This is a genomic window from Pseudomonas sp. LB3P25 (assembly GCF_054897985.1).
On sequence record NZ_CM142711.1, the window covers coordinates 2052229 to 2063284 of the forward strand.

At 59.3% G+C, this 11056-nt stretch carries 9 protein-coding genes; 5 read left to right on the top strand and 4 right to left on the bottom strand.

All coding sequences use genetic code 11. The features are described 5' to 3' along the window. Nucleotides 1–2: 2 nt before the first annotated feature. Nucleotides 3–890: a protease HtpX gene (htpX, locus tag ACYZTW_RS09110; protein WP_008145865.1), complete on the bottom strand. Its 888-nt coding sequence runs from the start codon at nt 888–890 to the stop codon at nt 3–5. A gap of 316 nt (nt 891–1206) precedes the next feature. Further along, nucleotides 1207–2418 (bottom strand): pyridoxal phosphate-dependent aminotransferase, encoded by a 1212-nt coding sequence (locus ACYZTW_RS09115; protein WP_008030363.1) that lies wholly within the window; start codon nt 2416–2418, stop codon nt 1207–1209. 226 nt (nt 2419–2644) lie between these two features. Between ACYZTW_RS09115 and msrB the strand changes: the two genes are divergently transcribed. The 3 genes from msrB to ACYZTW_RS09130 all read left to right on the top strand — a co-directional run bounded on the left by msrB (nt 2645) and on the right by ACYZTW_RS09130 (nt 4239). Beyond that, complete coding sequence (gene msrB, locus ACYZTW_RS09120; protein WP_461960795.1) at nt 2645–3040, top strand: peptide-methionine (R)-S-oxide reductase MsrB; 396 nt, start codon at nt 2645–2647, stop codon at nt 3038–3040. A gap of 255 nt (nt 3041–3295) precedes the next feature. After that, complete coding sequence (locus ACYZTW_RS09125) at nt 3296–3781, top strand: glutathione peroxidase (protein WP_008002671.1); 486 nt, start codon at nt 3296–3298, stop codon at nt 3779–3781. After that, nucleotides 3778–4239 (top strand): MarR family winged helix-turn-helix transcriptional regulator, encoded by a 462-nt coding sequence (locus ACYZTW_RS09130; RefSeq protein ID WP_462004587.1) that lies wholly within the window; start codon nt 3778–3780, stop codon nt 4237–4239. The genes ACYZTW_RS09125 and ACYZTW_RS09130 overlap by 4 nt, the downstream gene beginning before the upstream one ends. On the opposite strand, the gene ACYZTW_RS09135 is transcribed toward ACYZTW_RS09130, so the two are convergent. Further along, nucleotides 4223–6544, bottom strand: a complete 2322-nt coding sequence (locus tag ACYZTW_RS09135; protein WP_462004588.1) for a hybrid sensor histidine kinase/response regulator — start codon at nt 6542–6544, stop codon at nt 4223–4225. The genes ACYZTW_RS09130 and ACYZTW_RS09135 overlap by 17 nt on opposite strands. 166 nt (nt 6545–6710) lie before the next feature. On the opposite strand from ACYZTW_RS09135, the gene ACYZTW_RS09140 reads away from it, so the two are divergent. Continuing rightward, complete coding sequence (locus ACYZTW_RS09140) at nt 6711–7601, top strand: ATP-binding protein (protein ID WP_462004589.1); 891 nt, start codon at nt 6711–6713, stop codon at nt 7599–7601. Then, nucleotides 7598–8080, top strand: coding sequence for a GAF domain-containing protein (locus ACYZTW_RS09145; protein WP_046054403.1), 483 nt, complete (start codon nt 7598–7600; stop codon nt 8078–8080). The genes ACYZTW_RS09140 and ACYZTW_RS09145 overlap by 4 nt, the downstream gene beginning before the upstream one ends. On the opposite strand, the gene ACYZTW_RS09150 is transcribed toward ACYZTW_RS09145, so the two are convergent. Next, the gene (locus ACYZTW_RS09150) at nt 8081–11029 is read right to left on the bottom strand and encodes an HD domain-containing phosphohydrolase (protein ID WP_462004590.1); all 2949 of its coding nucleotides are present in this window, start codon (nt 11027–11029) and stop codon (nt 8081–8083) included. Nucleotides 11030–11056: the final 27 nt, after the last annotated feature.

An 11056-nucleotide genomic window follows, 5' to 3' on the forward strand; every position in this document is an offset into this window, starting at 1 on the left:
TCTCAGCCCCGACGACGCAACGCGTCAATGCGCTCTTCCAGTGGCGGGTGGCTCATGAACATGCGGGCGAACCCCTGTTTGATGCCACCGTTGATGCCGAAAGCCGTCAGGGTGTCCGGCATGTGCACCGGCAGACCCTGTTCCGCACGCAGGCGTTGCAGGGCGCCGATCATTGCGGCGGTGCCGGCCAGACGTGCACCGGCTTCGTCGGCACGGAATTCGCGTTTACGCGAGAACCACATGACGATGGCGCTGGCCAGAATGCCCAGGACCAGTTCGGCGAAAATGGTCGCCACGTAGTAGGCGATGCCCTGGCCTTCTTCGTTCTTGAAGATCACCTTGTCGACAAAGTTGCCGATGATCCGTGCAAAGAACATCACGAAGGTGTTCACCACGCCCTGGACCAATGCCAGGGTGACCATGTCGCCATTGGCCACGTGGCCGATTTCGTGGGCCAGAACGGCTTTCACTTCATCTGGCGAGAAACGCTCAAGCAGCCCTTGGCTGACCGCGACCAACGCGTCGTTCTTGTTCCAGCCGGTGGCAAAGGCATTCGCCTCGTAGGCCGGGAAAATACCGACTTCGGGCATCTTGATCCCGGCTTCCCGGGACAATTGCTCGACGGTTTGCAGCAGCCATTGCTCGTGACGTGTGCGCGGCTGGCTGATGATTTGGGTGCTGGTGCTCATCTTCGCCATCCACTTGGAGATGAACAGCGAGAACAGCGAGCCGGCGAAACCAAAGACCGCACAGAAAATCAGCAGCTGATTGAGGTTGAGATCAACCCCGTTGGCCGCCATGAACCCGTTGAAGCCGAAAAGGCTCAGGGTGATGCTGGCAATCAGCACGACCGCCAGGTTAGTGGCCAAAAACAGCAGGATGCGCATCATGGTTGTAGAAATCTCCTCATGCTAAAGATGTAGCGTACTGCGGGGTATATAAGGTGCTGACCCGGGCTATTCAACCGGGTGACTATTTCAAACTGTGTCCTACGGCAACAGTCTAGCTGCTTGAAGGGCATTTCCGACGTCGATGCGGGAAGCGTTTGTCAGCCAATTAACGTCGTAAGCCCCGCCGTTGTTAGACGCGAGCACTCAACGAGTCATCAGTCAGCGATTGAAGAAGCGATGTTCGGCAGGGCGCAAAGATATGTTGCTGAATCAATCACCGTGCGACTTGCGCAAGCGTCGCACGGTGACCGGCAGGTTACTGGCGATAGGACTTGAGGAAGTTGCCAATACGTCCGATGGCCATGTCCAGGTCGTCCACGCGCGGCAGGGTCACCACACGGAAGTGATCCGGCCATGGCCAGTTGAAGGCGGTGCCTTGAACCACCAGCAGCTTCTCCGACAGTAGCAGGTCGAGCACGAATTTCTCGTCGTTATGGATCGGGCAGACTTTCGGGTCTATCCGTGGGAACGCATACAGCGCGCCCATTGGCTTGACGCAGCTCACGCCGGGAATGTCGTTAAGCAGTTCCCAGGTACGGTTGCGCTGTTCCAGCAGGCGACCCTGCGGCAGCACCAGATCGTTGATGCTCTGATAGCCACCGAGCGCCGTCTGGATCGCATGCTGGCTGGGCACGTTGGCACACAGGCGCATGTTCGCCAGCATGTCGATGCCTTCGATGTAGCTTTGGGCGTGGTGTTTCGGGCCGGAAATGGCGATCCAGCCGGAACGGAAACCGGCGACGCGATAAGACTTGGACAGACCGTTGAACGTCAGGCACAGCAGGTCTGGCGCCAGGGACGCCGTGCAGATGTGCACGGCATCGTCGTACAGAATCTTGTCGTAGATCTCGTCGGAAAAAACCACGAGGTTGTGCTGACGGGCCAGTTCCAGCATGCCCAGCAGGACTTCTTTCGAATACACCGCGCCCGTCGGGTTGTTCGGGTTGATGATCACCAGTGCTTTGGTGTTCGGGGTGATCTTGGCCTTGATGTCGGCCAGATCCGGCCACCAGTTGGCCTGCTCGTCGCACAGGTAATGCACCGGGTTGCCGCCCGACAGGCTCACCGCAGCGGTCCACAGCGGATAGTCTGGAGCCGGTACCAGCACTTCGTCGCCGTTGTTGAGCAGGGCCTGCATCGACATCACGATCAGCTCGGAAACGCCGTTACCCAAATAGATGTCTTCAATGCCGACGCCTTCTACCTGCTTTTGCTGGTAGTACTGCATGACGGCCTTGCGGGCGCTGAACAGGCCCTTGGAGTCGCTGTAGCCCTGGGCGGTCGGCAGGTTGCGGATGACGTCCTGGAGGATTTCATCCGGCGCTTCGAAACCAAAAGGCGCCGGGTTGCCGATGTTCAGCTTGAGGATGCGATGGCCTTCCTCTTCCAGGCGTTTGGCGTGCTTGAGCACTGGGCCGCGAATGTCGTAGCAGACGTTGGCGAGCTTGTTCGATTTGCTGACCTGCATGGCGATGTGTTCCCGAAAATGAACGATCCAGGCGGCGTATGAACGACCGTACTGGGAATCCTGCGTATTCACACAGGCCTGACGCCTTGAGAGGCAGCACCCATAAATCCGTTTGAATGCGCGTGGTCTGGCTGCCAGACTGGCGTTTGACGAGGCGCAATCATACGTGCCGCCCGATCCGTGGAAAAGGTACAGATCGGGCTTTTTCAGCTGCTGAGGTGTGATGATGGAAAAGTTGGAAAAAACCCTGGAAGAATGGCGGGCGATGCTCGATCCGGAGCAGTACAACGTTTGCCGCCTCAAGGGCACCGAACGGCCGTTCTCCGGCAAATACAACGACAGCAAGGTCGACGGCATTTACCACTGCATCTGCTGCAACGAGCCACTGTTCGACTCCAAAACCAAATTCGACTCCGGATGCGGCTGGCCGAGCTTCTACGCACCGATCGGTGACAGCGCCATGGTCGAGATCCGTGACGTCAGCCACGGCATGATCCGCACCGAAGTGGTCTGTGCCAAATGCGATGCGCACCTGGGCCACGTGTTCCCGGACGGTCCGCCGCCGACCGGCCTGCGTTACTGCATCAACTCGGTGTGCCTGGACCTGGTACCGCGCTCGTAATGCGAGCCCCGTAGGAGCCGAGCTTGCTCCGGGCGGCGATCCGACGATGGCGATTTCAAGGACGCCATCGCCGGCAAGCCGTGCCCTGTAGGAGCCGAGCTTGCTCGCGATGGCGATCTCAAGGACGTCATCGCCGGCAAGCCGTACTCCTACAGGGATTATCGTGCCCCAATCCGTCAGATTGATTTATTAAATTGCACACAATTCAATTGCTCGCTATGTTTGGCCTGTCTTCCTTCATTTAGAGTCAGAACCATGAGCGACAACCTGTTGAGCATCCCTTGCACCACCATCAAGGGTGAGCAAAAGACCCTGGCTGATTTCGCCGGCAAGGCCGTGTTGGTGGTCAATACCGCGAGCAAATGCGGCTTCACCCCGCAGTACAAAGGCCTTGAAGAGTTGTGGCAGACCTACAAGGATCAAGGTCTGGTGGTGCTGGGCTTTCCGTGCAATCAGTTCGGCAAGCAAGAGCCGGGCAACGAAGGGGCGATTTCCGAGTTCTGCGAGTTGAACTTCGGCGTCAGTTTTCCGCTGTTCAAAAAGATTGAAGTCAATGGCGCCGGTGCCCATCCGCTGTTCGTTCAACTGAAAAAACGCGCGCCGGGTGTGCTGGGTTCCCAGGGCATCAAGTGGAACTTCACCAAGTTTCTGATCGGCAAGGATGGCCAGTTGGTCAAGCGCTTCGCTCCCGCGACCAAACCGCAGGACCTGACCCGCGAGATCGAAGCCCTGCTCAAATGAACACCTTGTCAGTCGATTCCCTGAAGCTTGACAGTCAACTGTGCTTCAAGCTGTACGCCGCTTCCCGGGCGGTGATCCGCGCCTACAAGCCGATGCTCGATCAGCTCGGCCTGACCTACCCGCAATACCTGGCGATGCTGGTGTTGTGGGAATGGCAGGAGGCAGCCCCCGAGCAACCGACGGTCAAAGCGTTGGGCGAACGCCTGGCGCTGGATTCCGGCACGCTGACACCGTTGCTCAAGCGTCTTGAGCAACTGCAACTGGTTCAGCGTCAGCGCTCGGCGCGGGATGAACGTGAAGTGCACTTGAGCCTGTCGCCCACTGGCAAGGCCTTGCGCGATCAGGTCGGGCCGCTCAAGGCCCGTCTGTTATGCGATAGCGGCGTTGATCTGAATCGCCTGAACGATCTGCGCGATGGCCTCGATCACCTGCTGGGGCAAATCAAAGCACTGTCGTAGTCGGAATCCACAAGTCCAGCAGGGCAGCCAATTCTTCCCGGCGGAAGGGTTTTGCCAGGTAATCGCTCATGCCTGCCGCACGACAGCGCTCGCGCTCTTCGGACATGGCGTTGGCGGTCAGGGCGACGATGGGCAGTTGTGGCCAGCGTCCGCTGCGACGGATTTGTCGACTGGCCTCGTAACCGTCCATCACCGGCATGTTGCAGTCCATCAGCACCAGATCGAATTCGCTCTGTTCAAGATGATCCAGAGCCTCGCCGCCGTGACCGGCGACAATGACTTCGCAGCCAAGTTTTCCAAGCATTCCCCTGGCCACCAATTGGTTGACCGGATTGTCTTCCACCAGCAGCACGCGTGCGCGTCGTTGTGGGGAGAGGATGTCGAGCCGGGCACCGTTGATCGTGTTGAGTTCCGGTTGCAAGACTCTCCGCAGTGTCTGGTACAGCGCGTTGCGCGCCAGAGGTCGCGCCTGTTGTTGCAAAGGGGCCAGGGCGATGGCTTCTTCGCTGGGCATGAAACTGCCGTAAGCGGTGACCAGCAGAATGGGGGCTGTACACGAAGGGCGCAGGCCAAACAGGCATTCGGGGCAATCGGTAATCAGTACATCCGGGTTCAGGCCCAGCAACGAGTCATCGAGGGAACGCTGCTCATAGTCGAGCCCCCAGCCGGGCAACACACTGTTCAGCAGTTCTGCCAGACCGCTGCTGGCGGCGGTGATTGCGATGACCTTACCCTGTAAAGAGGCCGGGGCAAGGGCGCGGGTGTGGCTGGGCAACGGCAGATCCGCACAGAACTGGCTGCCGAAGCCAACTTCCGAGCTGATGGTGAGGCGCCCTTGCATGGCTTCGCAGAGGTTGTAGGTCAATGCCAGGCCCAACCCGGTCCCGCCGAATTGCCGGGTAATGCCGGCACCCGCCTGCGTGAAGGGCTGGAAGATCTTGACCTGGGCGTCCTGGGCAATACCAATGCCAGTGTCGCAGACTTCGATTCTGACGCCGTCCTCGAATGTCGACAGGCGCACATCGACCCGACCGAAACGGGTGAACTTGAGGGCGTTGGACAAGAGGTTGCTGACGATCTGTCGGACCCGGGTCGGATCCCCGAGCACCAGGGCCGGAAAGTGCGGGTCGATCAGGCAGCTCAGCTCGACACTCGGCGCGGCGTTTTGCGATAGCAGGTTGGCGGTGTCCTCGATCAACGAGCCTAGGTCGAACGGAATATGTTCGAGCTCAAGTTGGCCGGCATCGAACTTCGACAGATCGAGAATATCGTTGAGCAATTCCACCAGTACTTTGCCCGAGTCATGGGCGATGGACAGCTGTTGCTGTTGCTCGGCATTGAGCGGGCCGTCCAGGGACAGCGCGATCATCCCCAGCAGGCCATTGAGCGGGGTGCGGATCTCGTGGCTCATGTTGGCCAGGAACACCGAGCGTGCTTCGGCCATGTCCAGGGCGGTACTGCGGGCGACTTCCAGCTCCTGATTGGATTGGCTGAGCCGGGAATTGATCGCCTTGAGTTCCGCAGTGCGGGCCGAGACGATGTTTTCCAGTTGCCCGAGGTAGTCGGTCAGGCGGTTTTCGGCGTTGCGTCGCTGCTGGATTTCGGTAGCGATGTTTTCGAATTGTTGATTGGCAACCTCGACCAGTACACCGATTTCATCGTTTTCATGGCCCGTGGGACATTCCAGCGACGTCGACTCCGTGCTGCGCGGGTCGCGACCGCTGAGCTCACGGATGACCCGCACCAATGGCTTGGTCAGCATCACATAGAACAGCGCCAGCAGGATGCCGGTCAGCAGCAGGCTGCGGGCGAAGCCGTTGAGCAGCGTCACCTCGGCCCGGCGCAGGAACCGGCTGCCGAATGAATAGGTGTCGACGTCCAGGTGCAGGGTGCCGAGGGATTCGGCCGGCAAGTGATCCAGGTAGAGACGGTCTTCGAACTGCCGGTCGGCGCCGAACAGGAAGTCGCTGATTACCCGATAACTGCTTTGCACGCCTGGGCGTTTGACGTTGGCCAGCACGTTATTGTTGTTGTCGGTCAATTGCGCGCCGATGATCGCCGGCGAGCGCAACAGGCCCAGGGTCAGTTCCTGAGCGAGTTCGGCGTCGATGTTGTAGGCGATACGGGACGCGGGGTTATGGCTGATTTCCAGCAAAGACAGGATTTCGCGATTGATGGAGGCGTCTTCACTGGCATAATCGATGCCTATTTGCAGCAGACTGAGCAGCGTGCCCAGAATGAAACCGACCAGCACGGTAAGCCTGGCTTGCTTGTAGGACAGCCGGTTGGTGAACTTGATATCCATGGGGTGTCGAACCACTTCCGTTTCCCTTCGCTGCTCAAGCATAGTCGATCATGCATGGATACCGATGTTCTCACGAGCCCTTGTGCAAAGGGATGAACCGGACACCGAACGCTGTGTTTCGTCGCTGTATCGCCATCATTACTGTGAACGTGCCCGAGGAGAAGACGTGGATTCCCGATTAAATGCTTTTCTTGAACGCGCCGATGCCGTTTTGGCCCGTATCGAACCGCTGCTGCCCGCCCCTCGGCAAGCGATCGACTGGAATCATTGCCTTGCCGCGCGCTGGCAACGCGAGGGGCGCAGCGGGTTTCTGTTGCCGCTGGAAGTCAGCCTCGACATGCGTTTGTCCGATCTGATCGGTGTCGACCGGCAACTGGAGCAACTGGGGCGAAATACTCAGCAGTTTCTCGATGGCATGCCGGCCAACCACGCGTTGCTCTGGGGCTCGCGCGGCACTGGTAAATCGTCGCTGATTCGCGCCTTGCTGGCCGAACACGCCAAAGCAGGTTTGCGCCTGATCGAGATCGAACGCGATCACCTGGCGGACTTGCCGCGAGTGGTCGAACAGATCGCCAAGCTGCCCCAGCGTTTCGTGCTGTTCTGCGATGACCTGTCGTTCGAGTCGGGCGAAGGCGACTATCGCGTGCTCAAGAGCGTGCTCGACGGTTCTCTCGAACAGGCGCCGGATAACGTTTTGCTGTACGCCACTTCCAACCGTCGCCACCTGGTGCCGGAAAAGGAAAGCGATAACGAAAACTGGAAAAGGGTCGACGGCGAACTCCATCCCAGCGAGGCGGTGGAAGACAAGATTGCGCTGTCTGACCGTTTCGGATTGTGGCTGTCGTTCTACCCGTTTACCCAGGAACACTTCCTCAACGTCGTCGAACACTGGATCGGTCAACTGGCCGACAAGGCGGGCCTTAAGTGGCAGCGAGACGAAGACCTGGACATCCTCGCGGTTCGCTGGGCCACGGGCCGGGGGAATCGCAACGGACGTTGCGCGTATCAATTTGCCCGCTATTGGGTCGGGCTGAAGCTGTTGGAGCACAAGGCATGATCGATTTACAGAAGAGCGGCCAGGGCCTCGAAGGCTACGGCATGCTGTGGGCGCAATTGGAGTCATTGCTGGCGGACGAGCGGGATTTCATCGCTAACGCCGCGCAGTTCTCGGCGTTCCTGTACAACCAGCTCGATGACCTGAACTGGGCCGGGTTTTACCTCAATCGCAATGAAGAACTGGTACTCGGTCCTTTTCAAGGACAAATCGCCTGCGTGCGGATTCCATTCGGTCGGGGCGTGTGCGGGGCTGCGGCGGCGACCTTGCAGACCCAGTTGGTCGAGGACGTGCACGCGTTCCCGGGACACATCGCTTGCGATAGCGCGTCGAACAGCGAACTGGTGGTGCCACTCGTCAAGGACGGTCGATTGATTGGCGTGCTGGACCTCGACAGCCCGAAACTGGCGCGTTTTACCGCTGAAGATCAGGCCGGTATCGAGCAATTGGCGGCGATTTTCCTGCGCCTGACCGACTGCTGATCATCCCCTCAAGCCTGCCTTGACCAGCAGGCTTGTCGGATCCACCGCATCGATCTGTTGGGGGTCGAGGAATCGATCGGCGTACTGCAAGTAGATTTGCGCGTTGATGAACAGCCCGAACAACTCAGGATCGATGTGGGCATCCCGGCACATGGTGGCCATGATGCCCAGCGCTTCGCTCAACGACTTGGCTTTCTTGTAGGGGCGATCGGCGGCGGTCAGCGCTTCGAAAATATCGGCAATCGCCATCATCCGCGCCGGCAGGCTCATTTCTTCGCGCTTCAACTGTTTGGGATACCCGGTGCCGTCCATTTTCTCATGGTGGCCGCCGGCGATCTCCGCGACGTTGGTGAGGTGGCCGGGGAAGGGCAGGTGGCTGAGCATCAGAATCGTCTGCACCATGTGGTGATTGATGATGTAACGCTCCTCGCGGGTCAGGGTGCCTCGGGCAATGCTCAGGTTGTAGAGCTCGCCCCGGTTGTACTTGTAGGGCGGCACATCGAGTTTGAACCCCCAGGGATTGTCCTCCGGAATCAGTTCGGCTTCGGGCCGTTTGAACAGGTGCTCGGGTTTGTCCGCCAGCAATGGTTCGCTGACCGGCAGTGTCGGTGCCGGGGTCCGCGCCTGACGCCGGTTCTCTTCCCAGGAAACACCCAGCCGGTCATCCAGGGTTCGGGTCCAGGTACGTTGGGCGATGCTGCGCAGGCGTTGCAGGTCGGACTCGGCCATCGCCTCGCCACCCAGGTTGCATCGGGCAATAAACCCGAAATCATCGTCCAGCCCCGCCAGCGTGGCGTTGCGCAGTTCGGCCAGGTGCTGCTCGTTACCGCCCAGGGCCATGGCTTGCCAATAGCTGATCCAGGCATCGCGTTTGAGTACTTCGAAGCGGGTGCGGATTTCGTGAATACGGTCGTTAAGCGTTTCCAGCTTCGTGGCTTTATCGACCACGTATTCCGGGGTGGTGACCTTGCCGCAGTCGTGCAGCCAGGCGGCGATGTGCAGCGCTTCCCATTCATCTTCGGTGGGTTGATAGCCACTGAAGGCCGGGTCCTGGCTGGCAGCGGCAGCTTGAGCGAGCATCAGGGTCAGCGCCGGCACTCGCTGGCAGTGACCGCCGGTGTAGGGGCTTTTGGCGTCTATCGCACCCGCCAGAAGTTGAATGAAGGAATCCAGCAGTTGTTTTTGTTTGGCTTGCAGACGCTGACTTTCAATACTCACGGCAGCCGCGCCGGACACGGCCTGGAGGAACGCGATGCGGTCGGGACGAAGTTTTTCCAGATCGCTCTGGTTGCCGGTATCGGCCAACAGAAGAATCAGCAGGCCCACGGTTTCGTTATGACGATTGTGCAGCCGAATACCGATCAGGTGAACGCGGGGGCACTCCAATGCAAGCAACACTTTCTGCAAATCCCCGGCCTGTTCGAAACCCAGCGTGGTGACGATGTTGTCGGCATTCGACAGCTGCTGTAGCCATGCAGGGCTTTGCGGAGCCTGAAGTTCGTGTCCTTGAAGATCAAATGACGGCAGGGCCTGTGAGGTGCCGTTGATCACCAGACCATGGGGCTCCATGCGATCGCCATCACGTTCGCGCAGGTAGATCAGACCGGCCTGGGCCTGGCCGATTTTGACGGTTTCAAACAACACCCGTTCGAGCAAGGGTGCGAAGCGGGTCTCGGCGCTCAGGCTGTCGGTGATCTGGAAAAAACTCGCCAGAGTGTCTTTCATGCGCGTCATCGACACGCTCAGTTGGTCGACTTCGAGCACCGGGGAGCGACGTGAGGCCGGAAAGTTGAAGTCGAAACTGCGAACCGCATTGGCCTCCCGCACCAGCGCGCGCAGGGGTTTAACCAGAATCCGCGAGGTTAGCCAACCCAGCGGCAGGCACAGCAACAGCGTGGCCAGGGTAATCAACGCACCTTGCCAGCGCATGCGGTAGGCATCGACGAGCAATTCATCTTCCGGCACCAGCAGCGCCAGTTGCAATCCCTGGGGGCCGCCTTCCTGCATGCTGCTGCGGGCAACGATCCATTGACGACCGGCGACATCCAGGCGGTTACCTTCGGGGGGACTGTTGAGCAATGCGCCGAGGCTGGGGCTCAGGTCGGCGGCTTTGATCAGGCGGGCAGTCTGATCGTCGATGATCAGTTTGCTGCTGTCGGGATACGCGATGGCATTCCCTTCGGCATCGAACAGCACGATTTCGGTATTGGGGGTCACGACATGTTTGGCCAGGGTTGCGGAGAGTTCCGCCAAGGTCAGATCGGCCCCCATGATGGCCTGTTCGCCACTGCGCCGGGCCAGGGTAGTGCCGACATTGCGGGTGGAGAAAAAGAGGTAGGGTTCGGTGGTGATCTGATCCCTGTCGTTACGGGCGTTGGCATACCAGGCGCGGGTTCGCAGATCGTAGGTTTCGTCGGGGTTGTCCCGGCGACTGATGAGGGCCAGATCTTGATCGAAAAACAATGATTGGGAGCGGACCTGACCGCTGTTGCCTGTTCGCTCAATGCTCCACACCTGATAAGCCGCAGTGTCCGGTGCCTTGAGGAGCGTTTTCAGGTCGGGGGTTCGCAAGGGTCGAACCATGAAGAAATCACCGTTGCCGTAGCCCAGATACAGCGAGGCCAGGTCGGGGTTGTCCTTGAGCGACTGGCTGAAGGGTTTGAGCAGCGCCAGGCGTTGCGCAAGATCTGGTGCCTGGGTCGCCGGGTATTCCGCCAGCAGGGTCAGCAGATGGCGAATCGGCTCATAGGTGGCGTGCAGGTCGAGACGGACGTCCTGCTCGATGCGGTTGAAGAGCTTTTCACTGCTGGAAAGAATGATTTGTGTGGTTTGCCGGTAGTTGAAAATGCCCAGCACCACGCCAGTCAGCAACAGCAGGAGAGTGAACATCACGCTGATATGGACGTGCAGGGGAAACCGTCGTTGATCCGGGCGCAGTGGGCTGGGCATTACAGGTTTCTCCATGATGGTTAACAC